Genomic DNA, 26,716 nt, shown 5'->3' on the forward strand with positions numbered 1-26,716 from the left:
AACGGCTGTACGCAAACGAACCTATCACTCATACACTATCAGCAATATCAGATTAATCGTCCGTTCCAGAAGGAGTGTGAACGCTTGAAGCATCTGTCTCCGTCTGACCTCACATCCAGGTTCATACTGGAAAGTGATCCGTTTGCCAGCGAATTCGTCTTCCCGCTTCCGAGCTCCTGGTGGAGCCGACCTTATGAATATCAGTGGTGCTCTGCTTTTGCAGAAGCCGATGACATTGTGCTGGATGCCGCTTGCGGCATTTCGCACCCCTTTAAGTTTTACTTGGCACAGCATTGCAAACAAACCTATGCCTGCGATTGGGATCCGCTGATCTCCTCCTTTGACAACATCGTAGAAGGAGTCCGCACGGACATCAGCGAGGAGGCAGCCAAGTTAGTCGACTCGCAATTCCGCTCAAGAATCCATCTTCAGCAAGCAAGCCTAACCGAACTTCCCTACGGTGACCGCCTTTTTGACAAAATATTTTGCGTCTCTGTCATGGAGCATTTAAGCCCATCAGACGCGCTTCTCGCCATGCATGAATTTCATCGCACACTGAAAGATGACGGCCTAATTGTGATGACACTGGATTACCCGACTGTCGATTTTGCTTACTTTCAACTAATCATGATGCTGACAGGCTTAGAATTTGTCGGCTCTATCGATACGACATTACCGGCCAATGTCTTATACACCGAGCAATGGGGCGGCCTAAGCTGCTTCCGCGTGTTGTTGAAGAAGCGAAGCGCATCGTAAGCACAATAGGCGACGCTTACCGCCATACACGCGGTGAACGTCGCCTAAATTGTTGCCATGCTAACTCTTCAGCGCCTCTGCAAAGTAAGCTTTATTATACAAGATAGCAGGATGATCCGGATGATAGGAATAGGCAATTTCATTGTGACGATTGCCAGCCTCCAGTAACCCCAGACGGTCATAGCATAAACTAAGCTGCAAATGAGGGAGCCATGTGCAATAGGCGTTCCATCGTTCAAGCGGCATATCTTGTTCGCTCATGTCTGCGGCAGCCGTGTAAGCCTCAATCGCTAGCTGCCATTCCTTCCGTTCCACATAAACAGCTCCGAGCTGACAATAACAGTCTGGCTGCGGAAGAACTCCGATTTCGAGTGCACGGCGCAGCGTCTTTACTTGATTCGCGGTATCCCCTAATTTGCCCCAGCAATCCGCAAGACTCTTGGCTGCGCTTAACATCTGCTCGGGCGTTCCGAGCTTCTCATCCAAATAAGCTTCATATTGCACGCAAGCCAGATCATAACATTCCTGCTGCTGCAGCCACTGTGCATTCCCCAATCGATCGCGAATCGTTCGATACCCATTTACCGCAAAAGCTTCCAACCCAGACAAATTAGCTTCTCGATAGATATGATAAGCCGGATAATGAGTATCTACATACAAAGGAAAACCCATGGCTGCTGCCCGGATACAGAAATGTCGATCTTCGCCCCAGAAATTAAGATTAGGGATCTTGGCAAATCGAAGCCCTGCGCTAAGTGCGTGCCGGCTGATCAACGTGCATGCGCCCAAACCACCTACCTCATATACCCCAGGTACCCAAAGTTGATCTATAAACTGCTGCGTGCGGGCCGTAATTTCAGTTGGCAGCAAATGTTCCTCTCGTTTCTTATCGTATAGGATGTATTCATCCGACAACCACACCTGAGGAAGCTCCATCCCGCTTCGATCCCACTTCGTCCAGAAGACATTGGAGATCACATCTCGCTGTGCCAGGACAAGCTGTTCCAACGTGCCGGGATTCAGGACGAGGTCAGAATCGATCAGGAAGATATAGTCAAACTGCTGCTCGATCGCCTTTTGGATCATATAGTCCTTCATCTCTGCGACCTTCCAAATCAAATCTTCTTTCCAATAATGGGTATTCTCGTCCTTATGATAGAAATGAACTCGGGCGTCCGGGAAAGTGAGATTCGAGTAACGCAGCAGCTCGGTGTTCCCTGCCGTCTGTTGAAACTGCTGCAAAAGGTGGCTGGATGCCGGATCTTGGTTGTCGTCGATAAACAAATACGAAACGATGAGTTCGCTCTTCGCAAGTCCCATCAGCGATGCCAAGAACGGTTCCAAAATAGTCCTGACCTGATTGACGGGACTTGCGATCAGCACGCGCTTCTCACTCAACAAAGTCACTCTCCTTAATCCATCCATTCCTTAAGCGGAGGTGCCTGGTCGAGAATGGAATCATATTGCTCTCTCCACCCATAACGGGCATCCGGATCAAGCTGCATATATCTGTTGTATTTGTGTTGTCGATCTTCCGGAGTTGCCCACCCGTAATGTTTCAACCTAGCCTCGTGGATGGCAAAAGGAAACTCGAGTACATTGAGAGGGAAGCGGCCACAGTGCTGCGGAGTTTCCTTCCATCGGTACTCAATATCCGGCCGATATCGGACCAGGAACGGACGATAGAAGAGATGTGCTTGCCAGTAGTTATCTTCCCTGTAATGCGTTTCACTCCACATATCGTATAAGCGGAAACCAAACGTATCGATCACATGCTGATTAACCATGGCCGGCACATCATCACGCATCTTCGTTTCGAAGATTTCATCAGCGTCCAGATTAAGGATCCACTCCGGATTCGTAGCCGCCGTTTCTTGCCATTGCCGTTTGCGAAGCTCGATTTCGTTGCTAAACTCCGAACGTGGGTTGCTCACGATTCTGAGCGGTATACCTGCCAGCATTTCCATACAAATCGCAACGGTCTCATCGTCGCTGCAATCATCGATGATTACGGCTGCATCAATAAATTCGCGATGCTGCATGAGTGCTCTGCGAAGATAACGACCTGCTTCGTTTCGCACGACCATAGAGAGCGTTATTCGCCCCTGTCTCTCTGCCACTTGCCACTACCCCCTTCGCTTATGACGTCCCACCGAGCTTGCGAACATCCTTAAAATAATCGCGGTTATACAATAAACTCGGATGCGTCGGATTGTAACGCAGCGCAGTCTCATTATAGGTGTATGCGGCTTCATACTGCCCCAGCCTGTCATAACACAAACACAGCTGCAGATTCGGGAACCAAGTCGAGGTTGCGTTGTTCACCATTCCCATCGTCGCGGGCTGCGTTACTTCCGTTGCTTGGCGATACCAGTAAATCGCGGTTTCGTATTGCTTCTCCTCGAAGAAATAAGCGCCAAGCGCACAGGAAACATCAGGTCTTGGACGTTCGTATAGGAGCGCGCGAGTGAGGGAATGGAACTGCAGCTCCTTGTTGGCCAATCGTTGATAACACTCCGACATCTTGAGGCATGCTTGGATGTTGTCTTCGATCCATCCTTGGCCGGATTTCAACATCTTGTCATAATACACGACGGCCTCTGTATCCATGCGATGGTCACGAAGCTCATTGGCATAGTAATACAAATCCCGAATGGAGAATTCCTCGCCGGCCTTCTGACGCTTCTGATAGATTTGCAGATTCCGATCGGTGTATGTTTTCTCTTTCTTATGCGTGATACAAACATCGCTATCCAGTACCGGCCCCCAAGCATTCAAATACTCATGAACAGGTCCAATCCACTGAAATTGGCAATCCCTTCGAACAAGTCGATTGCGCCTTAAACTGGACGTGACGTTGCCTGCATGATCAAATCCAAGATTGTAGGGCATCGTCACTCGGTCAACTGCGGTCGTTAGAACTTGCTTCAGCAGCTTGAAGCGAATTCGATCCCCTTCTTCAATGGTATCATCCGCATCCAGCCATAATATATAATCCTTCGTTGCGGTCTGAAAAGCGAAGTTACGCGCAGCAGCGAAGTCGTCTATCCAGCCAAAATCATAAATGTTATCCGTATATTTCCGAGCAATTTCTTTCGTTCGGTCCATTGAACCGGTATCAATGATGTTAATCTCATCGACCATATCATGAATTGTTAATAGGCATCGTTCCAATGCCAGCTCTTCGTCACGCACGATCATGCACAGGCTTATCGTAACCATTTCTCCCCGCTGCTTCCCCCTTTAATCCGTCCAAGGTAGCTTCTTCCATCCTTTCTTATATCTATGCTTCTCTCCTGACAGTTGCAAGGGCGTTCGTATGGTCATATAAAAAGACACCTCGACCATCCATTAATAGGATTCGAGATGCCTTATGGCAAACTATATTTAGTTCGGACTGAATCCGATATCCGAAATTTGGCCGTTTGGCAGGAAGCCGATGTTTCGATAGATCTTATTAGAGCTCGGATTACGCAAATCGGCATACAACATCGGAGTTAAATTCTCCTGCAATAACTGCTCGGAGACGGCAGCGACAATCGCACTCGCATACCCTCTCTTCCGGTGTCGCAGCGGCGTGAATACCGCATTGATACGACCATGTCTCCGCGAACGATGAGCAATATTAGCCATCGAAACCGCTTCGCCATCAACGCGCCACATATACAGCTTGCGCGTGTCGACCAACCCCCGGGCCGACTCCAGCTGGCTCTCCGGTTCCACTGTCCTTCCGTGTGCGTCCTCCATGAATCCGGCCAGATATTGCGCAATCACTTCAACATCCTGCAGCGTCGCGACGCTCGCATCCCCTCTCACATTCGAGGGCTTGTTCACCTGAGGACAATGATAAGCCTCCATCGTCATCTGAGTCGAGTGACGCAAGTTGTTCGCTCTTGAATATTCCACGGCAAAAGGATACGCCGTCTGCGGAGCACCGGATATGCCTGGCAGCGAGTGACCATCCAGATAATTAACCAGCCCTTGAAGCATCCGCTTCTCCTCATCCCCGGCGAGCGACCTTGCCATCCATAACCAGCCGTTCTGTCCCGGCGATTGCGCGAACAGCAGCTGACCATTATCGGATCGAAGGCATAAGGAATCTTCTATCTCTGTAATCCGATGAAGCAGATTGTACCGGACTTCATCGTGAATAAACGGAGCTGTCTCTAAATCATTATGAAGTTGACCCCATCGCACAAACATGTTTGACCTCCTTGACGAGATTAATGTTGCCGTATAGCGCGCAGCTTCCCATCTGTCAGAACACCGAACTTTCTGTTTGCTTTACCTACTACTTACATTCGTGCTTGAATCTGACTTTTCCTTTGTCGTTGTCGCTTCTCTTTCCTGACCATCCAACACGAAACAAGCCACAGCTGCTTCTGAGCAGTTGTGGCTTGTTTGGGTTCTCCCGATTTCGTCACGATTACGCAACGCTTAAGATTCTTCCGGTTTCTCCGTATCATCGTCCTCGTCTGTGGCTTCCTTCTCTTCACGGGCCAATTCGTCTTCGTCTTGGGATTCCTCAGGTGCCTCAACTTCTTTATTCTTAGACGGCTGGTCGAATATAATCGTCCGAATGACTGAGGGATCCGGTTTATTCTGACCGTATAAACGAATATAGATTTGCTCGATTTCCTCGCCGGTCAAGTCATCTTGATTCAACAGAGATTCAGCGATCGAATGAACGAATTCCGTATGATCCGATACGAGCTTCTTCACCTGATTCATCATATCCTTGAGCAGCTCGTTGATTTTCGGTCGCAGCGATCTTAGCGCATCCGCTTGCGAACCGACAGCCAAGAAGCTGAACAACTCATCGCCCATACCAACCGCACCGAGATAGGCACCGGCCATATTCGTAGCTTGCTGCAAATCGGAAGTGACGCCATTCAACTTCTTGCCTAAGAACAGCTCTTCAACCGCCCTGGCAGCCAAACAGACTTGAATACTCGCCAAGATTTCACTGTCGCTTCGATTATACCGCTCGTGCGTCGGCTTGGTGGCAGCAAGACCGAGCGCATTGCCGCGTCGAACAATCGTTACTTTCCATACTCGATCATGCGGCTTCAGCAAATATTGGGCAACTGCGTGACCTGCCTCGTGGTAAGCCACGTTTCGTTTCTCATCGGGACGCATGGAACGCAGCGGCTGCTTCAGCCCCCACTCATAGGTTTCCATGGCAACGCGGAAATCCGGATATTCGGCAATCAATACCCCCCGTTGGTGGGCGATAACGACCGATTCATTGACGATATGCTTAATTTGAGCCGGGCTGTAACCGATCGTATCCAGTGCGGCCTTCTCCGGCGTCAGGGAGGCATCATGCTTTACTTTCTTGAGATAGTATTGGAAGACGTCCACGCGGCCGTCATAATCCGGCGTATCAATCCATAGCTGTCTGTCGAACCGTCCCGGCCTCAGCAGTGCAGCGTCGAGCACATCCGGCAAATTCGTCGCGGCTACGGTGAGTACCGCCGGACGCTCTGCTTTCTTCCGGCGCAGCCCGAGCATACGCATCATTTTGGCAATTCTCGTATTATCGATATTCGGCGGGTCCATTTGCAGGAGAAGCTCATTGAGCAGCCCTGAGCCGCCTCCCATCCCCATCATTCCGCCCATTGCCCCTGCGCCGGATTGGCGTTTCATGCCGATGGCATCGATTTCGTCGATGAAGATGATGCAAGCGCCGTACATTTTGGCAAGCTTCCTAGCCTTCTTATAAATGCGCATGACTTTGAGGTTACCGACCCCGAAGAACATGTTCTGGAAGCTCGGCGCCGACGCGTAAGCGAAGGGAACCTGAGCTTCATTCGCAATAACTTGAGCCAAATAGGACTTACCTGTACCCGGAGGACCGCATAGCAGAAAGCCCCGGATCGCCTCTCCCCCCATCTCTTTGAACTCTTTGACCCCTTTGAGCAGGATCACAATTCGCTTCGCGTTCTCTACGATTTCAGGGTTCCCCCTGTAATCGTCCCAGGTGGCGCCGGTCTCGCCGGGAAGAATCCAATACGTTCTCCCCCTCGCGAGAAACCAGAACAGGGCCGCGAATTGCACAATCATGAACATCATAGCGAAGACCAGCTGGAATAGGAGACTGACGATGCTCAGCGTAATCCCCCAGACTTGGGGCCCTCCTGACCACACCAACACGCCAATGATGACGATGACGGTGAGCCTAATGAGGAATTTGCGCCACTTGACCCACTGATAACTCCTCATGGCTACACTTCCTTTTCACACGAAATGTGCTCGCTCGTATTTATTGCGATACTCATTTTTACTTAGTAATATTTGAAAATATGCGTGGGATCGAGAGAAGAAAGTCCCTTGCAAGCATCTGTAATATAAATGAAATACTAGAAAACCTGACATCTCCAAATAGAACGGAAACATTAAAATATGCTGGTCTCGCCTACGCACAAAACCCCCTATCCACTTATGGATAGGGGGTAAATGCTGTTCATATCTTCTAAGTCTAGGCTACTGTTTCCGGAAGCTAGCAAGCCAGTCTATACCGAAATCAACAAGCTCTCGCTGCGACATCAGCTTTATCTCTGCATCTCCCAGAAAGCCCGACTTCATAGAGCCGCCGGCATGTGCATCGAACGCAGTACCAAGCTCCGCGAAGTCATCCGAATTGATGTTAATATCCGGGAACGTCACCCATTCTCTGACGCCGTCCACCGCAATCGGTGCTCCTTGGGTCATTTCACTCTTGCCCGGATAACTTGTCCGATACTCGGCCAGATGAAATGAAGTATTGTTGCCGTGTCCTACACCAAGCAGCAGCACGAATGCTCCGCATGCATAGAGCTTGCCAAGCGGAGAGTGCTCTCCGAGACCGAATTCGAGCGAATGTCCTTCTGTAATAAAAGCTGCTTTCGGCCCTCGAGCGGCGAACGAAACCTGTGGATGCCCGCTTCGGAGCGTTCCATTCTGTTTGCGGAAACATTCAACCAGCCGGCCCATTCCGCTTGTTACCGTCAGATCCGGCGAGAATGCAGGCATTTCATTCCTTATAATAGGCCACCAATCCTGCGGTACCGGAGGATTAGCCCATAACGCAGGATCCGATAAATCACTGCTGTGTGTCGGCATAACCAGCGTACCATCTTCGCCGATGGCATCTTCAAGTCCCAGTACGACAGCTTCAGCACCGCCGACAATCCAGCGGTTAAACGATTTAAGCGAGGAGTGGACGAGCAGAGTCATACCCGGTTCTACTCCAATTTGTGATAATGCTGCAGCAATGGACTTCCGAGTTAGCGGAAGCTCCGATTCATTAATGACCATGATTGCCTGCCTCATCCTCTGTCTCACGAATAAACTGACGGACGACCTGCAAATATGCTTCCGTTTCTTCCAAATATCCCATATGTGAGCTTTCTTCGAACACATGCAGCTTCGCTCCAGGGACAAGAGATTGATAATACTGCGTTGCCTCCGGAGTCGCTTCATCATATCTGCCGCACAAGAACAATGTCGGCGCATGGATTTCATGCAGCTGAGCCGTGACATCGTAGGTCTTCAAGCTGCCGGTCGGACAAAATTCAGATGGTCCCCACATGGACAGATAGACCTCTTTGTTCCCTTTCGGTCTGCTTTCCGCCATAATGTCCGGCCAAGGATCAAGTCTGCACACATGTCGGTTGTAATAGGCTTTAATGGCTTCTCCATAAGCTTCGGAATCCGTTGTCCCTTCCGCCTCATGAGCTGCAATCACTTGCTGCATTTCTTCCGGCAGCTGAGCAAGCAGACGGTCCGCATCTTGTTTCCAACGAAGAGCGCTCAAGCAAGGGCTGGACAAGATCAAACTTCGGATCCCTATCGGTCTCCGCTCTATGCAATAAGAAGATGCCAGCATCGTACCCCATGAATGCCCAAGGACATGCACATCATCCAGATGGAGTGCTTCGCGAATGCAAGCAAGCTCTTCTACGAAGCGGTCGGTATGCCATAATGACGGATCCTCAGGTCGATCCGAATTACCGGAGCCCAGCTGATCGTAGAAAATAACGGGACGTTCATCCGCTAACGCGCTTAACGCCGATTTTAATGGGTCATGTACATTTCCAGGCCCGCCATGAAGCACTAAGAGAGGTGTTTTCCCCTTATCGCCAACTTGCACGTACCAGACTTTCCCACCGGGTACTTCAATATATCCTTCATTCGTTGTCATCACGATTTCCTCCTACATCTCACATCTATTAGATCCTACCTGATTGTAGAGGAGGACTGCAACACAGCCGCTTCAATTATGTTAAGTTTGCTGACCGTCTTGCTGCATAATCGGTTTCATAATGTCCATATATACGTTGCCGCCGGAGAGGATCGGTTCATATAAATCAAGGCCTCTGGTCACGACAAAGGTGGCATTCCCGACACGATCGAATTGTGCGCCATGGCAAGGACAATTAAAATAAGTCGATTTGTCCTGTGCCGCATTGATCTGCGCAGTGGTAGCCGGCTCAATCGTACACCCGAGATGTGAGCAGGCAGGCGACATGATCCGCAGCATGCCTTGTTGATCTACCGCCACGTACACGAACCCTTGCACAGGCTTGGAGTTCCAAGCATCGTCGTAGATGGCGTTGTAATGTATTTTCACCACATCATTTAATGACATTAACCAATTATGATCACCGAGCAGCGCATAACTCTGCGGCAACCCTTCATTAACATTGCCACGGTGCTTAATCGCTCCATAATAGAACAAACCGCTCGTGCCTGCCAGTGCGCCAACGACTCCAATGGCAAGCTTGCCTGTCGTACCGATAAATGCTCTGCGCGATATTTTATTCGGTCTGATCTCATCCATAACAATCGCCTCCACTTCTTCCATAATACCCCACCCACCTATGAAAAAGAAGAACAGGATTACGATCAAAGCCTCGGCCACTATTGCTCGCGCCGATTCTCCAACGGTAATCCTGTTCTTTGTGAAATGATTAATTTCATTAATTATCTAGGACGTTCTCCATTAATTCCAGCTCTACGACTGTATTTACTTCGTCCGGGAGCGAGGCACCGGTGAAGCTAATGAAAGCATCATCCGGATATTCCCAAGCATTCCAAGGCGTTTCTACTTTAATCTCCGTGCCGTCTGCAAGCAGGCGTGCACGCTTGATTTTGCCATTCAAGCCACGGAAATTAATCGGTCCCATGCCTCGATCGTATATATGCGCGTACAGGTAGTTGCCACTGCGCGTATAGCGGCCCCACTCGGGCTTCTCCAGCTTGGCTGGCCCGCAGCCATACAGGCTGGCGCCATTGTCATCCATCCATTGGCCGACTTCGGCCAGAATCTCTAGGGATTGCCGCGGGATTTCGCCTTTGGCATTCGGACCGACGTTAAGCAGCAGGTTGCCGCCTTTACTCACGCATTCGACCAACCCTCGAATGACGGTCTTAGGTGACTTATAGTTGTTGTCCCCCGCGCAATAACCCCAGTGATCATTCAGCGTTATGCACGCTTCCCAAGGCAGTGGTTCACCGGCCTCATTCACGACGCCTTCCGGCGGGAGCAGCTGTTCCGGACTCATAAAGTCGCCTGCATACACTTCAGGTTCAGCCGATTTCTTATTGCCGCCAAGACGATTATCGATTACGATGTCCGGCTGCAGGCTTCGCATCATCTGCACGAGCTCGGTGGCTTTCCATTTCTCGCCGGTCATGTCATCGTAGGAGAAGTCGAACCACATTACATCAATCGTCCCGTAATTCGTAAGCAATTCCTTCACTTGTCCGTGCATGTAAGTCAGATAACGGTCGAATTCGATCCGATGATCCCGATAGTCTTCGTGATCGCGCATGGGATGAATTTTGTCCCCGAAGTGAGGGTAGTCTTCATGATGCCAATCAATAATGGAATAATAGAGCCCTACACGCAGCCCCTCTGCACGGAATGCTTCCATATATTCGCGAATGAGATCCCTGCCTGCCGGCGTATTGGTTGCTTTGTAATCCGTCAGCTTACTGTCGAACAAGCAGAAGCCGTCATGGTGCTTGGCCGTCATCACCGCATACTTCATCCCAGCCGCTTTTGCAGCTTTGGCCCAAGCTTTCGGATTATATTTAACCGGGTTAAATTCTACGAAGAACGGCTCGTAATCGGCTACAGACAGTTTCTCCAGACTGCGCACCCACTCGCCGCGCGCCGGAATCGCGTAGAGTCCCCAGTGGATAAACATGCCGAAACGATCTTCCATAAACCATTTCATATGTGGTGCAGCGGTGCTGGTCATCTCCATACGACCTCTCTTCATTCTATTTTTCATCGCCACCGAATTGTTCATATACCTCGGTAAATCTGCCATCACAGCCGACATCAACAAACGATAACGGTTGGATTCCGAGAGACCATGCCATTGAATTCGCATCGTAGGAATAGTCCCCTGCAGCGGCTCCTGTCAGCAAGGGATCAGCAAACCGATTCCCTGATAACTCTTGCAGTTCATATTCATGAATCGCTTTATAATGAAAATATCGCTTGAACCGTCGCGATTGATTCCGGCTAAATAACAAATTGTTCTGAAAGGATACAATCCCATCCGACGTTGAGAACGTGCTCATATAGGGATGCGAGTCATATTCCTCCGAGACTAAGCCTTCCGGATTCCCCTGCGGGGTATGAATTTCGATCGCGTCAGCTATGAGAATATTCCGTTCAAACCGGGTGCCCGATGAATTCAAGACCGATACCACTTGAAGCCCTTTATCCATAAAAATGTTGTTCAAGAAGCTACAATCACGCGTCATATGACTGAGCATGGGAACACCGAGATTAACGGCCAAATTGTCGTGCACGGAACAATTCGTACATTTCTCATCTAAGTAGTACGCGTATCTGCGAACTTTCTCGGAAGCGTTATAGGTTGCAAATACTGCATTTCCGCTAACGGATACATTGTCGCTGTACCAGCAAATATATATCGCGGAGCCGTCTTTCATAAATTGCATCGTGTTATACAGCAAATTGCCGCTGATCACCGTATTCGGACTGCTGCTGGCGATCCCGCTGTATGGCGTATTATAGATCTCGTTATGAACGAGCGTATGATTCGATCCGTCGCTATTAACGGCGATTGAACTCTGATACGTGAGTCCGATATCATGAATCCGTGATCGCTCCAGTCGAACCCCATCACCTTTCCACTTGATGCCTCCCGCTCCGGTGTGATGAATGTGGCACTCGTTCAGATGAATCTCTTTACCGCTAAGATTGAACGCCCACCCGCCTGTATTCCGCACAGTTACGCGATCGAATATGATCTTTTGCACGTCTTCGCCGTGGATGACGGCGCTCACAGAGATTGCTCCGAAGCCTCCTGCCGATAACGGCGTTGCTGCACAAGCGAAGGTTAGTCCTTCCAAACGAACATCTTGAGTTCCTGGTTCCAGATAGAGGATATGCTCCTTCGAGGGAACAATAAGCTGCAAGTGATTGATCTCTTCATCCGGAAGCGGCCAGTAGACCAGCTTCTCGTTCGTTCGATCCAGATACCACTGCCCCGGCTTCTTCAAGCCCTCCCGTACATTCCAAACCACATAGGTTCGTGCGTTGGCATTGCGTTCATAGAAGGCACCGGGTGGATGTCCCGGCGCATAGGAGAACTGAATGTCGGCTTCTTCGCCATCTGACCGAACACCGGCAACACCAACAAGCGACTCATCCCATTCATGATAAACGGTCAGCTCCGCATTCCGAGCATCTAGCCAATCAGATATGTCCTCTCGCTTCACGCGCAGCGACATCATTTCTTCGTCCTTCGGCGGACGTTTCCAACCGCCGGCGAAGGTTGAGAGCCACTCCACCTTGAATTCATTCAAATGATGGAATGCCCCTTGTTCCGGCAATCGCGCGCGTTGTCGGTACGCGCCGTCCACTTCAATGAGGCGGAAATCCAACTCACGATTATACACGCCGGTAAGCGGCGTCGTGAGCCAATCTCCTTCTCTTTGCCAGGATGTCACGGGAGCACCTCCGAACAGAATTGGGCTCTCCCCCGGATAGGCAACCAGTTGAAGCCCCGCATCTTCCTTAGTGAGCGTCAAGCTAACATCGTAATAATGACCGCCACGAACGATTATGCGTTTTGCTGCTGCTGTTGCTGCTTCATCGGACTTATTTGCCCTAGTGCGATTCAGCGCTTCGCCAAGCGTAGCTACCGGGCGCGACTCCGTACCGGGATTGGAGTCCAGCCCATTCGTTGCCACATAAATAGAGTCAATCGTCACTCCGAATTCACCCCTTGTGTGCTTCTGTCTGCTCGAATTGCAGCTTTATGCTGCTCCAATCGCCGGCTTCGCCAAACACCAACGAAGTGTTCTGCGGATTTAAACCGAGCTCCTCGAAGATGATTAGCTCATTATCCGCTTTCATCCAGCTCCTTGGTAAATAATAACGTTCCTGCGTGCCTCCATAAGCCCACATACGGCCGACATTATGGCCGTTTAAGAATAGTTGTCCTTTCTGCAGCTCTCCAATCTGGAGATAGACAGGGCGATCGCCTTCCGGCAGCTTGAATTGCGTTTGCAGATAGGCCGGTTTCAATGTCCTGCCTTTCCGTGCAACCCTGTTACCGACCGGAAGCAGCACGACAAGTCCTTCTTCTTCCTTGGCCTGCCCGTTCATGAGCTGCGAAGCCGAGAAGTCCCCGCTTTCCTCCCAAGGCTTCCACTGCCAGTTGGATAGTTGACCTGATTGAGGCGCCACATAGACAGCCAAATTCTCCTTCACGGCATCAGGCACATTCTCCGCGTAATGAATCCGGACTTTGAGGCTGCCGCCGACTTCAGATGGCAAGGGAAGCTGCCACGTGATCCAGCGCTTGATTTGGGAAAACATCGTCCACGGCGAGTCCGGATAAGATAATGGCAGTACTTCCTCGCCATTCACCGTCACCCATGCCTTCACGCCATGAAGCATAATGAAAGCTTGCTGCTCGGACTGCAGTGAAAGGTCGAATTCAATTGCCGGAAGCGGCTCTTGTTCGCGGTAGAATCGGTTATATAAGAAATGGAAGGCTTGTGCGGACATCGGCTGCGGGCTCACTTCACGGTATGTCTCGATTTGAATCCTGCGCGATCCAACAACCACCGGCCCTTGAATACCGACTGCGATCGGCACGTCGTAATTGTGACCGAGATCATCGGACAAGAAGACGAAACGATTCGTTCCTTTCTTCAGCGTTACCGTAATTTCTTCGAACGCCCAATCCGCAGGATGACCGTATTCGTCTCTCATGCGCACAGAGCGGCGCTCGGCATGAATGCCGCATAGTTGACCATTCACGAATACCGTTGCTCGGGTTGGCGTATGAGTGAGCAGCATGGTTTCCACGCCGTCTGTGTCCCACTCCAGCTCTGCACTGTACCAGAGATACCCTTGAACAACACCTAAAGCCTCATGGGATTGCGGCTTATCGAGTGCGGTCCAACCAGCTGCTTCGCCCCTCGTATGCAGCTCAGGACAAGGCGCTATTTTCCACGAATGAAGCTCTGGCAAGTTGATTTGCAAGGCCTTATGGTTGAAGGTGAGAATGAGCGGCTGTCCTTTCGCATCGAGATAAACCACCTCTGGCGTTCCGTCACTCACTCGAATATCTAACGAACCATCCTGCTGCAGCTCCGCTACATAATCGGGTCCGAAGACGATCTGGTCTTCGACGATCCAGCATCTTCTGGCCATTTCTTCATCAACAACGATGATCGTAATGCCGTCTATTGCCGTATGCTGTACTTTCCGCCGCTTTACGGACAAATCGTGCTCGATCCCGTTCACGCTAATAACACCATCTGTACCAGCGGGGCCGTACAATAGAATGGCTTTCCGCGAGTCATTGCAAGCCAGCAGGCAAAGACTGCTGTAATTGATGGTTACACCGCCGGTAGTGCCAAACAGCTGCATCTCCACCGGAAGAACGGCGGCAGCGACCTCCCCAAGATGAACGGTCAGCTGTTTACCGGCCTTGGTCGTAACCAGAAGCTCGCGCCTAGCATCAGCTGTCGACACAAACGCAAGCGTGCCTTTCTCGCTCTCACGAACAATTAGTCGCACGCCGCCCTCCTCGCATGTCATACCGCCGCGATCCTTAAGCTCCGAGCTATCCATGATATATGCGCTGAAATGCGAGATAAACAAATTAGCCGGACGCACCGCATAATATTTGTCCGTCAACTTCCCGCCTTCTCCAACCGGATAGCCGGAGGCATACGAGGTAGCAATGTTGTTCCCGCCCCAGAAGCCGAAGTTCGTTCCGCCCTCAAACATGTAATAACAAACCTGAGTGGCAGATGAGGTATACTCATACACCGCCCGTGCCAGATCGAGCCGATTCGGCCAGTCGCTGACTTGATTGCCCCAATAAATCGGTGCACCACACCAGAACTCGGTCGTAATTAATGGCGCATTCGGCTGCTTGCTCTTAAGGTCGTACACAGGCTCAACCTCAACATGATGGTTGTAAGTCAGAATCATACTTTCATCGATTAGTTGATCGGCTGCTTCCGTGGAATCATTGATTTTAACGGTTGTTGGCGTAGCACCATGTACGTTACAGGCCAGAATCGGGATATCGATGCCATGTCCGTAATAGATTTCATTAATCTTGTAGAGATAACGACGCATGGATTCATCCCAGCCGCCCGGATACTCGTTCTCGTTCTGAATGGTGATCACCGGGCCGCCGCGCGTAATTTGGCGTTCACTGATTATCGGAATGAGCTGATCGAACCAGCTTTCTACGGCAGCCATATAGACGGGATCGTCCTCACGGAACCGCAGAACCGGATTCGCGCACAGCCATGCCGGTATTCCGCCGCCATCCCATTCACTGCAAATATAAGGACCTGGGCGCAGCATCGCATACATGCCCAGCTCCCCGATGAGGTCAATGTAGGCGGCAAGATCCTTGTCGCCCGCGAAATCCACCTGACCTTCCTTCACTTCATGAAAATTCCACGCAACATATGTGCATATCGTATTCAACCCGGCACGTTTGGCCCGGAGCAATACCTCTCTCCATTCCCTACGCGGATGACGGAAATAATGGATTTCACCACCTATAATCCAGATCCGCTCGCCGTCCTTCATAAATGATTGGCCGTCATACGTCAGCTTCATTCCCGCACCTCTATCTTCAATAGTCATGGAATCCCACGCTCACACTATCGAGTATACGAGCCGGAGGGAGGACCAAATATGAAGTAATCTACGATTTTTGGACGATTTCCCCCGCTGTAGAATTATAAAAATCGGCTAGCGCACGAATGCACTAACCGCTCTCCCTATTGTTACTGCGAGATCTGAATTTTATCGAAAGAAGCCACGCCCGAATACCACATGTTGGAGACAAAAGAAAGCTGTGAAACGCTGGTTGCTGCTGCCATTGTAGGCACATTCGTTAATACGGACGTTCCGTTAATGGTTAGATTAAACGTTCCTGCCGTCAAATTCACCACGAGACGGACATCGTACCATTGGTTCGCAGCATACGACATGGACGTGTCCGTCCATGCGATGCTTGAGCTGACATAGCCGAATTTCCCGTTCTCCCGGAAGGCGAACTGCACGATCGGCGTTCCGCTGCTATTGAGCAGCGCAGGGCCGGCGATGAGCGCATTCGTTTGATTGGCTTTCATCCGCGTATCGATCGTGACCGTTCCAGGCGTGGAGGTGAACGTCTTCACGGCGCTGACATCCGCGACCCCGTAGTTCGATTGCGTCAACGTTAACGCACGATTCGTCGTATTCGCTCCGTCAGCAACCTGCTGCACCGAAGCTGCGCCGCCGGAAGTGGTAACCGTCCACCCGGAAGGCATTTGCCCAATCGTTGTAGCATCAAAGAACTCCGAGAAGATGTTTGTTTTGGCATTAACCGAACCGCTGGCAGCAGACAAATTGGTTGCGGCATCGTACGCTTTGACCGTATACGCGTAGGTTGTATTCGCCGTCAATCCGCTGTCCGTATAGCTGGTACCGGAAGCGGTGCCCACTTCCACGCCATTCCGGTAAACCTTATAGCCGGTCACGCCAACATTATCGCTCGATGCCGTCCATGTTAGCGAAGCGGTTGTTGCCGTCACCGAAGCTGCTGCCAAGCCGGTTGGTGCAGTCGGCGCTTGCGTATCCCCCGTACCGACTTGAATGTTGTCATAAGACACGGTTCCCGTATACCACATATTGGACGAGAAATTAATTTGCGACAGGTTGACGGAAGATGCCATTACAGGTACGTTCGTTAATACGGCTGTACCGTTAATGGTCACGCTAAACGTTCCCGCAGGCAGATTCACAACAATATGAACGTCATACCATTGATTCGCTGCATAAGTCATCGTCGTGTCCGTCCATGCCATGCTTGAATTAACGTAAGCGAATTTCCCGTTATCTCGGAAGCCGAGCTGTACGATCGGCGTTCCGCTGCTGTTCATCAAGACCGGGCTGGCCGTAAGAGCGTTCGTCTGATTCGCCTTCATCCGCGTATCGATCGTTACGGTTCCTGTTGCTGCCGTGAACGACTTCGAGGCGCTGACATCCGCAACGCCATAGCTCCCTGCCGATTGCGTTAAGGTCAATGCGCGATTCGTTGTATTGGCTCCGTCCGCGACTTGTTGAACGGACACCGCACCGCCTGCACCGTTGACCGTCCAGCCGGCAGGTACTTGCCCGATTGTCGTGCTTTCGAAATTTTCCGAATAATCGCCGAAGCCGCTGGCAGACGTTGTAGCAGAAACCGAGTTGCTGGCCGCTGATAGATTGGTTGCGGCATCGATGGCTTTTACCGTATACGTATAGGTCGTGCTTGCCGTTAATCCACTATCCGTGAAACTGGTTCCGGTTGGCGTGCCCACTTGTGCGCCGTTACGGTAAACGCTGTATCCCGTTACACCTACATTATCCGTCGATGCCGTCCACGTCAGTGATGCAGTTGTATCGGTAACTGATGCTACAGCCAGGCTCGTTGGCGCACTTGGAGCAGTTGTGTCGCTGCCCGATAGTGCAGTCGTCGCGGACAGCATGACATCATCGACGAAAGCATAACCGCCGGTTGTGGGCTTAAGCCCATAAATCGTCGCACTCGTATTCGCTGCCCCGGTTGTAAAGGTAAACGTCTTATTCACCCACGCTGTTGTGGTGTTCTCTTGGTAGGTGTCGCTGCCTCCATAATTCTTAACGCCGAGTCGGACGGTTTGCCCAGAAGCTCCGGCCCGCAGATAGCCTGAAAGCTCATAGGTCGTATTAGGCGTCAAGCCGGTAATCGTCTGCTCAATTCCATCCGCCCCCGAACCCAAGCTGGCGCCGGTCTCATAGCTGAATCTGCTCGATACCTTGCCTCCGGAATAATCATAGGCAGGTTGCGCAGTCTGTGAATTTGTCTTCGTCCAGCCATATAAACTATCCATCACCGGATGATGCATCCGATTCAAGTCTAAGCTGCCGTTTACGACGAGATTCTTGTAATCCGTGTCCACAAGCTGATAGACAGGACTTGGCGGACTGGCAAAATTGACGCCGGCCGTCCAGGCTGTGCCCCCATATTCATAAGCTCCCGCATCCGGTGCAGTACCGGTATATCCATCTGTGATTCCTCTGATCGGCAATCCGATATCCTTCGCTCCCGAGCCGGATTGCAGTTGGAAATTATTCGTTGCTGTATTCACATAGAGCGGTGAACCAGAGGTCATATTGTTGCTAAAAACCGCACCAATGGCAGAAGCGCCGGTGCCGAACTCTTGAAGGGCAATGTTGTTGGCTATCCGATCCTTGTACGCATCGATTCCGTAGGTCGGTTCTGAAATCCGGATACCGGAGAAGTTATGTGTCGTGTTGTTATAGACCATGACATAGTCGGAGAGATGATTGACGATAACACCTACCCAGGATAAATTCCATGTCACATTCTTATAGACGAGCGCATTAGCGGATGATTCATCCAGATACACGCCGCCGGTCCATCCCCCGGATCCATTGGCATCCGCATTGGTACGGCTGACGGAATCATGCCAGAAGTTATGATGAATCTCGGAGTTCCCGAGATCATTATGGGCCGTATACAGCATCGCGGTATCCTTGGCAAAATAGTTCCCATGATGGAAATCGTTATACTGGATAACCGTAGCGAAGAATTCACCGCCGATAAGCGATCTTCCTGAATTGTAAACCGTATTATGGCTAATCAGGTGACCTCTGCCGGTAATATCGACGACAGAGTTAAAGACGATCGGACCATACGTTCCGTCATGGATGGAATTATTAATGAGCTTATTATTATCGCCTTCGATTGTCACGATAGCACCGGATGAATATTGCAGCTCGCTATTCTTCAGCGTATTGTTCGTTCCGCACAGGCAGACACCTGCCGAATAGGTAATAGCGCGGTTGAACTCCGATACGTATTTGGCATTGATGCCGTCGATGACGTTGTTCGAGCCATCTGTCGTATCAATAGCCGCTGCGAACAGCTTCACGTTCTTGATGACGATATTGGATTTGCCCGTCAGGTCGAAAGCCAAATTCCTCGCTTTATACTCTACCGAATGGGATGCCGGGCTGTTGCTGGCCGTTGTGCGCAAGTACAGCTGACCGGCGGTTTTGTCATAATACCATTCTCCAGGATAATCGAGCGCGGCAAGCTTGCCCATGATAAAATATTCCGCTGCTCCATAACCCCAGTTGGATAGATCGATGACGCTGCCCGGAGGCAATTCCTTGCGGAACACGAGATATGCCGTACCCGCGCTTGTCAGCTTCACATCTGCGGAGTAGGTGAAATCCTTGGCCGTGGTTGTGTTCTCATACCAGGCGTTTGTTCCTGAAGTTTGAGGCTGCGTGTAGCCAAACAATGTAGCTCCGCTTGGCATCCAGTAACCGGAAGCTTCCGGAGCGTACCAGCCTTTGATGTTACTGGTGAAAGGAGGAGCCTCCCGGCCAGTTGCTTGGTTCGGATCTTGACTTGTAATGGTTGCGTTAACGTTCGTAAACTCCGCCTTCGCTGCAGTCGTTGAACTGCTCGATTCCACGCCTAGGCCGAAGCTTCCTTCCTTCAAATTCGTATCCGTCGCTGTGATGACTGGCGACGCTCCATTATTCAAATAGACATTAATGGAGCTTCCGGAGATCGTAACCTTCAGGTTGTAAGTGGTGTTCTGCGCAATTGTGACATTGTAGGAGCCTAATACAGCCCCGCCTACGCCAAGCAGTTTGAGTGTATTATCATAGGTGGAAAATTTAAGGCTGTATGCATTTTGCGAGGTTTTGAGATTCAGATTGCCGGGGGTATACGTGGATGCCAGCGCGTTACTGAAGTTCCATTCGCCGGAATCCTCCACAAATACGGAAGCATTATCCCAATAGCCCGCAGCCTGTGTCAGATTGGTGGAATCGACTAGCAGTCCACGGTTTGAGGTGTTGTTATACTGATAGAGGGCTGGGTCATACAGGTTGCCGACTGCTGTGTTCGGGGATCGTGCCAAGTTGTTGGCTATCCCATCGACGTACACAGAATCCAGATAGTCCCCCATCGGCAGCGTGACACTTGTCTTGTAAATACTACCGGAGTGAACCGACCACGAGCCGGTTACGAGATTCGCGCCGCTGACCGTGACATCTGCTCCGGTATCGGGCTGGAATGTCATCTCATTGCCCGGTGTGCCCGAATTCGTCGGTTTGACCGTTTCGCGATAGACGCCGGTACGGATCTTCGCTGTGTCACCTGCTGTCATGATGCTTGCCGCTTTGCTGATCGTTTTCCACGGACTGCCCGTGCTGCCTGTTCCGGTTGTGTCGTTGCCGTTCACGCCATCGACATAATACGTGTTGCCTGCTGCGGATACCTTCTGCGGGGCTGCCGTAACATAACCGGTCAACAGCAAAGCCGTAATCAGAAGATACGAGATGAACCTTCTCCTCATCAATTACACCCTTTCCTCCTAGAGAATTGTATCTCAAACCCCTCAAACTGCGGACTTGAAATCAGCCGAGCATTAGCCGAACAAATGCCTACACTTGAAGCTACCTACCTCCTATGACTTAAAAAGAGATGTATCGTATGTAACGTGCGATGATTCGTTATGAAAACGCTTTCTTTTGCATCTAAAAGTATAGCGTTTCGAGGCTGGATGGTGAAATGAAGATTTCTACTGTTTTTGGACAGTTGACGGGAAACACAGCCTTCTTGCCCCACATTCGGCTTCATGCTCTATATTCGCTGTTTCCGCCACCATGTAGAACTTTAGATTCGCTTCATGCTCCAAATTCGCGGCTTCCGCCACCATGTAGACCTCTAGGTTCGCTTCATGCTCCATATTCGCGGCTTCCGCCACCATGTAGACCTCTAGGTTCGCTTCATGCTCCATTTTCGCTGCTTCCGCCGCCATGTAGACCTTTAGATTCGCTTCATGCTCCAAATTCACGGCTTCCGCCACCATGTAGACCTCTAGGTTCGCTTCATGCTCCATTTTCGCTGCTTCCGCCGCCATGTAGACCTCTGGGTTCGCTTCTTGCTCCATAATCGCTGTTTCCGCCGCCATGTAGACCTCTGGGTTCGCTTCATGCTCCAGATTCGCTGGTTTCTCCTTCTTGCTGCAACAGAAAATAAAGGCGACAATGCGCTCCGTTCGCGCGCTGCCGCCTTTATTTCGTTATTCAACCAAATTGCCGACAAATCGGACAACCGGCAGCTCCCGATCCTCCGGCCACGGAATCCGATAAGGCATCCCCGGCCAAACATCGAAGAAGTTATCGGACAGTGGCTCGGTTCCGTCCAAGTCGATACATACGCCCCACGCAAACACGTCGCTCCGGAACACCGCGAACGATTCCTCTCTAGCCACTTCAATCCGAGGTTTACTCCATTTCATCTCCACAAAACGAGGCAAAAGCAACCGATTCCGCGCCACCGTCTCCCCTTGCTCATTCACCAGTCTTGCGAAAACAGCCGTTTCGGAAATACCTGCTTCCTCCCACTGCGCATCGCTGAATTCCATCACACAAACGGATGTATTTGGCGGCAATTCCACTTTCCGAAGCACATCCATCACATATTCGCCGGAAAGCCGGAATAAGCCAACATTCAACTCCCCAACCCACATTTGTTCGGTCTCATTGATCCCGAATACACGAACGATCTGACCTTCCTTGGCTGCCACGACCGAAATCGGCTGGAAAGCCCGCTTCACCGGATAGAACGCCGGGGTCCGATTCAAATAGTAGTCGACGATCGTCCAGCTGCGCGTCGCCGGCCAGCAATCATTGAACATCCAGAAGATCGCCGATGCGCAGTCGAACATGCGCCGACGAAAATTATCGATATACTCCCGCAAGCCCTCCCCTTGAATCAAGCCGCCGTAATAGACGTAATGCTCGATCGACATACTGCGTGGATCAAGCCCCGTCCAATCGCTAATCTGCTTATCGGGTGCCGAGAGCGCAAACCAAGAATCAACCGCATTGTCATGCTGCTGCCACGCATAGGATTGCACGAAGCGTCCGCTCTCAGGCAGGCAAGCTTCGGTGGCAGGCAGACTTGTCGTACCCAGAATGCCCCCTTCATTCGGGAAGCGGCAGATCATCTCGCGATAATCGCGGAAGTCGTTATTTTCAAAACCAACCGTCCATGGATGCTGATCGCCGCGATCATTCGCATTCGGGTACTGATGATCCGGCGAGAATGGGCTGCTCGGCTGATAATACCGACCAGGGTCTTCCTCTTGCACGATACGCGGTAGAATATGATGATAGAGGGCATAGTCCGGGTAAATTACGCCTTCCTCCCGGTAGAAGGTATGCCATTCGTTCTCGTTGTTTCCGCAGTACATCACAAGGCTCGGATGATGCGCCAGCCGCCGAACATTATGAATTGCTTCCTGCTTCACATTGCTCATGAATGAAGCATCCGTCACCGGATAGTCCGCACAGGCAAATACAAAATCTTGCCAAACCATGATGCCATGCTCATCGCACAACTCATAAAAGTCATCCGTCTCGTAGATGCCGCCGCCCCAAACCCGCAGGAAATTAAAGTTCGCTTCGAGCGCACGACTGATCAGCCCTTCATAACGAGCACGATCCGCACGATAGAAAATCATATCCGGCGGTATGGCATTCGCACCTTTCGCGAACACCGGACGATCGTTAACTTCAAGATAGAAGTAACTCCCTCCGGACGGATGCGGGTCTTGGTTAATCCGCAGCTTGCGCAGCCCGATTCGCTTCGAGCGGTAACCGGCGACCTCGCCATCCACAAGCAGCTCCACTGCCACTTCATGGAGATGCTGCTCCCCATGACCCGCAGGCCACCACAGCTTCGGCTGCGCAATCGTGCACTTCGCTTCAAGCCGCTGCATGCCGGGTTCGATTGTATAGTCAAACGACTGAACTTCACTCGTATCCTCGCCGATTCGCACCGTCAAATTGCCAGAAACAGGACTTTTCCCGCACCCTTCAACGAATGCGCGAACCGTCACGACCGCTTCATCCATCGTTTCACTCACCTGAGATAGAATAACGACGTCATCAAGCCGGACTCTCGTCGTCCATTCAAGCGCAACAGGCTTATGAATACCGACATTCACGAGGCGAGTTGACCAATCCCAGCCGAACGAGCTTTGCGGCTTACGAAGCCAAATCCGCTTATGGAGTTCATGATCCTGTGAATTCTCGTAGTAACCTTCGATGGACTTGTTCCCAGCCAGATGCAATCCGCTGTCGAGTACGATGACAAGCAGATTCTCCTTGCGAAGCTTACCAGTCACGCAGACCTTACATGGACGATAGAAATTGGCGTGTTCGCCAATCAATTCTTCGTTGAGATAAATTTTCGCATGATAATCAAGTCCTTCGAAAATCAGCCAAGCATGATTATGGATCGCTTCATCTGTAGCGGTGAAGCTTCTTCTGTAGCTCCACAGGTTCTCTTCTACCCACCGAGCCGACAAGGCGTTCAGTCCTTCAGTCGGTTCCTCGATCAGTCCTTGCTTCATTAACTCCAGGTGGACTTCGCCCGGGACGGTTGCGTCCATCCACTTCGCGGCATCCGTTTCGTATAGGTGATGCGTCTTCACCGCGCCTCGCTGTCCGTCTGCTCCCCGCAGCTTCCATGCCCCATTCAGTTCCTGTCTGCCAATACCCATGTTCATCTCCCTTTCTAAACGGCAAAAAACAAGCGCCGGACAAGTTGAATCCTCTCAACAGTCCGGCGCTGTTTCTATTAACTAACCATTAGCCGCTTATTCAAATTTCGCTTTGGCTTCGTCAAACGCTTTGAGACGCCATTGGTAAAACTCCTCTGCGCCTGCATCGTTCAGCTTATCAATCAGCTTCTGCTGTCTTGCTTTATAATCTTCTTCGTTCTTCGCATGCAAGACGATATCCGGAATGCCTTTCGTAATTAAGTCATCCAGCTTCGTCTGAATCCGTTTCATATCATCCGTCAGCGGCGCCATTGCAGCCTGCTCGTCTTGCGGCATGACATTAAGCGTTTTGACCGAACCTGCATCCTCGAACTTAGAGTATGCGGCCGCTGGATATGGAACGCCAAAGTGGTCGGCATAGTCTTTCTGCAAGGAATTCATCTTCGTTGTGAACACTTCAGGTGTATTAAACAGATTTACAGGACCGCCATCGCTAAGCATCGTATCGTCGGAAAGACCTTGTTGGTTCGCCATCATGTTAATGCCTGTTTTCTTCCAAGGATCGCCGCCGGCTTTGGAAAGTTCAACAATCTCAGGCTTCATTTGCGGTTTGCCGTCAACCATATCCCAGTGAACGCCTTGAATGCCGCTCTCGATCAGACGGGAGCCTTGCTCGGAGGACAGGAAGTTAATCAAATCCATTGCACGAGCCGGATCTTTACAGTTAGATGTAATCGCCCATGCGCGGTCGCCCCATCCTGCAACCGTAGTGCCAGCTGCCCATGCGAAGCCCCAGTCGAGCGGCAGGGTAACGAAGCCCTTGTCTGGTCCTTCTTTGAGCAATTCCGCATTCGCGTTCTGGAACGGCCAAGTCGCAATCGCATTCAGCAGCGTGCCCTGGGAAGCCTTTGTTACAAGGTCCTCGTATTTGGCTGTGAATGCATCCGGATCGAGAATCCCTTTTTGCTTCGATTTATACAGGAACTCCGCATTTGCCCAGACACCGCTTTTCGCAAGATCCGTGTAATCATTGACAATCGGATCGCCGGAGCCGGTCAGCATGCCCATGCTGGTTAAGCCCCAAGTGCCCCAATCGTTCCAAAGCGACGTACCGTATACTTTCTTGCCGTCTGCTGTTTTCGGATGCTTGGCAACCATGTCTGCCAGCACATTGACCATATCATCGATGCTCTTCACTTGCGGGAAGCCGAGCTCTTTGTAATAATCCCAACGGACAACGAAGCCGGTTCCCTGCTCGAAGCCCCAACCTTTCTGGCCGATCTGAACCGGAATCACATACAGCTTGCCTGTGTCGTTGCTCCAGAACTTCTTGCTGTACGCCAAGCTTTTCTCGAAGACCGGCTTCTGAATATCCGGACCGTTCGACACAACCAAATCATCAAGTGGAATGATATTGTTGCCCTCAATCAACTGCTTCAAGTAGGAGGTATTGATGTTCTTCACTTGAATGATATCCGGCAAATCACCGCCAGCCAGTTCTACCTTAAACTTCTCTTCATCGAAGGTTTCAAGATCCATCGTGACGCCTGTTTGTTTCGTAATTTCGGCGTATACGTCGGTGCTCTCAAAATCCTTGGTCGTGCTGTTTACTTGTACTTTAAACGTAATAGGTGCTTTGGCATTCTCGGCTGGCGCATTGGCAGCAGTCTCATCCGTCGCTGTGCTGTTGTTCGTCGCTTCTGTAGTTGTATTCTCTGTTTCTGTCGTTGCAGGCGTGTTCGTCGAAGCCGTATTATTGGCATTGTTCCCGGAATTGCCGCCGCAGCCTGACAAAACAACCAGCATGGTGGCAAGCATAAGAGCTGCCTTGCCTCGTGCTTTCTTTACCTTCATACCATGACCTCCTGAAATGATGTTCTATGATGATAGCTTCTAAATGAGCTATTGCATCCAAGCGCTATGGACTTGCTAGCCTTTGATGGCGCCAAGCATGAGTCCTTTGACAAAAAAACGCTGCAGGAACGGATATACGAGCATCACGGGCAGGGTAACCACCATGGTAATGGTGATCCGGATCGAATCCGGCGATATTTTGGAGGCAATGCCACGGTTTAAATCCTGCATGCTGCTGCTTGCCACGATACGCTGTGCATCCGTCAGATAGTTGTATAGGATCAACTGCAGCGTCTGCAGTCTATCACTCGATACGAGAAAATAATTGTCATACCAGGTGTTCCACTGCCCTACCGAAGCGAAGACGGCAATAGTAGCGACAATCGGCATGGAGAGCGGGAAGATGACATTCGTGAAGATTTTAAAATGTCCGGCGCCGTCGATCATTGCGGACTCTTCCAGCGCTTGCGGAAGCTGTTCAATAAACGTCTTCAGCAGCACAACATAATAAGCGACAACAGCACCTGGCAGAATGTAGAGCAGGAAGTTGTTTTTCAGCCCCAGCTCCTTCATCGTGATATACCACGGAATCAGACCGGCGTTGAAGTACATGGTGATGACCAAGAATCGGTAGATATATTTGCGCAGATACAGCTCGTTCTTCGTTACGGCATAAGCAAACCACGAGCAGCAGGCTATCGTGAGCGCTGTTCCAATGACCGTACGAAGTACGGAGATGAAGAAGGAGTGCAGCATGTCGTCTAGCTTAAAGATTGTCGTATAGTTGACGAATGTGAATCCTCTAGGTATCAGCAGCACCCCTTTCAGCGCTTCCTGCGGCTCACTGAAAGAGTAGATCAAGATATAGTAGAACGGATAAATGCACATGATTGTGAATAGAATCTGCACCGTGTAGTTGAACACATCGAACACAAGCGAGGAATCATTTTTCATACGTCGTCAATAC

At 50.8% G+C, this 26,716-nt stretch carries 17 protein-coding genes; 1 reads left to right on the forward strand and 16 read right to left on the reverse strand.

Annotated features, from left to right (window positions below; all coding sequences use genetic code 11):
* Positions 1-84: 84 nt before the first annotated feature.
* Entirely contained in the window at positions 85-756 is a 672-nt protein-coding gene (locus tag BLW29_RS03070; RefSeq protein ID WP_256208273.1) for a class I SAM-dependent methyltransferase, read from the forward strand.
* A 60-nt stretch (positions 757-816) separates the two neighbouring features.
* On the opposite strand, the gene BLW29_RS31310 is transcribed toward BLW29_RS03070, so the two are convergent.
* The 16 genes from BLW29_RS31310 to BLW29_RS03150 form a co-directional block, all read right to left on the reverse strand.
* The gene (locus tag BLW29_RS31310; RefSeq protein ID WP_177186467.1) at positions 817-2,154 is read right to left on the reverse strand and encodes a glycosyltransferase family 2 protein; all 1,338 of its coding nucleotides are present in this window, start codon (positions 2,152-2,154) and stop codon (positions 817-819) included.
* A gap of 14 nt (positions 2,155-2,168) precedes the next feature.
* Entirely contained in the window at positions 2,169-2,876 is a 708-nt protein-coding gene (locus tag BLW29_RS03080) for a glycosyltransferase family 2 protein (RefSeq protein ID WP_256208274.1), read from the reverse strand.
* Positions 2,877-2,895: 19 nt separating this feature from the next.
* Positions 2,896-3,978, reverse strand: coding sequence for a tetratricopeptide repeat-containing glycosyltransferase family 2 protein (locus tag BLW29_RS03085; RefSeq protein WP_090976083.1), 1,083 nt, complete (start codon positions 3,976-3,978; stop codon positions 2,896-2,898).
* 165 nt (positions 3,979-4,143) lie between these two features.
* A complete protein-coding gene (locus BLW29_RS03090) occupies positions 4,144-4,959 on the reverse strand; it encodes a GNAT family N-acetyltransferase (protein WP_090976085.1) in 816 nt (271 codons plus the stop codon).
* Between the two features lie 234 nt (positions 4,960-5,193).
* Positions 5,194-6,981 (reverse strand): AAA family ATPase, encoded by a 1,788-nt coding sequence (locus BLW29_RS03095; protein ID WP_090976087.1) that lies wholly within the window; start codon positions 6,979-6,981, stop codon positions 5,194-5,196.
* Positions 6,982-7,242: 261 nt separating this feature from the next.
* On the reverse strand, positions 7,243-8,055 hold the full coding sequence (locus BLW29_RS03100; RefSeq protein ID WP_090976088.1) for an AAC(3) family N-acetyltransferase: 813 nt from the start codon (positions 8,053-8,055) through the stop codon (positions 7,243-7,245).
* Complete coding sequence (locus tag BLW29_RS03105; protein ID WP_090976090.1) at positions 8,045-8,941, reverse strand: proline iminopeptidase-family hydrolase; 897 nt, start codon at positions 8,939-8,941, stop codon at positions 8,045-8,047. The genes BLW29_RS03100 and BLW29_RS03105 overlap by 11 nt, the downstream gene beginning before the upstream one ends.
* 81 nt (positions 8,942-9,022) lie before the next feature.
* Positions 9,023-9,604 (reverse strand): QcrA and Rieske domain-containing protein, encoded by a 582-nt coding sequence (locus BLW29_RS03110; protein ID WP_090976092.1) that lies wholly within the window; start codon positions 9,602-9,604, stop codon positions 9,023-9,025.
* 115 nt (positions 9,605-9,719) lie between these two features.
* Positions 9,720-11,006, reverse strand: a complete 1,287-nt coding sequence (locus BLW29_RS03115; RefSeq protein ID WP_090977071.1) for an alpha-L-fucosidase — start codon at positions 11,004-11,006, stop codon at positions 9,720-9,722.
* Positions 11,007-11,028: 22 nt separating this feature from the next.
* A complete protein-coding gene (locus BLW29_RS03120; protein ID WP_090976094.1) occupies positions 11,029-12,999 on the reverse strand; it encodes a right-handed parallel beta-helix repeat-containing protein in 1,971 nt (656 codons plus the stop codon).
* A 7-nt stretch (positions 13,000-13,006) separates the two neighbouring features.
* Complete coding sequence (locus BLW29_RS03125) at positions 13,007-15,886, reverse strand: beta-galactosidase (RefSeq protein WP_177186468.1); 2,880 nt, start codon at positions 15,884-15,886, stop codon at positions 13,007-13,009.
* 170 nt (positions 15,887-16,056) lie between these two features.
* Positions 16,057-20,676 (reverse strand): fibronectin type III domain-containing protein, encoded by a 4,620-nt coding sequence (locus tag BLW29_RS31995; protein WP_090976097.1) that lies wholly within the window; start codon positions 20,674-20,676, stop codon positions 16,057-16,059.
* Between the two features lie 225 nt (positions 20,677-20,901).
* On the reverse strand, positions 20,902-21,294 hold the full coding sequence (locus BLW29_RS03135) for a hypothetical protein (protein WP_090976099.1): 393 nt from the start codon (positions 21,292-21,294) through the stop codon (positions 20,902-20,904).
* Positions 21,295-21,405: 111 nt separating this feature from the next.
* Positions 21,406-23,895 carry a glycoside hydrolase family 2 protein gene (locus tag BLW29_RS03140; protein WP_177186469.1) on the reverse strand — a complete coding sequence of 830 codons (2,490 nt, stop codon included), beginning with the start codon at positions 23,893-23,895 and terminating at the stop codon, positions 21,406-21,408.
* 96 nt (positions 23,896-23,991) lie between these two features.
* A complete protein-coding gene (locus BLW29_RS03145; RefSeq protein ID WP_090976103.1) occupies positions 23,992-25,749 on the reverse strand; it encodes an extracellular solute-binding protein in 1,758 nt (585 codons plus the stop codon).
* 75 nt (positions 25,750-25,824) lie between these two features.
* Positions 25,825-26,703, reverse strand: a complete 879-nt coding sequence (locus BLW29_RS03150; RefSeq protein WP_090976105.1) for a carbohydrate ABC transporter permease — start codon at positions 26,701-26,703, stop codon at positions 25,825-25,827.
* Positions 26,704-26,716 lie beyond the last annotated feature (13 nt).

This window comes from Paenibacillus sp. CF384 (genome assembly GCF_900106745.1).
Taxonomy (GTDB): Bacteria; Bacillota; Bacilli; order Paenibacillales; family Paenibacillaceae; genus Paenibacillus_Z.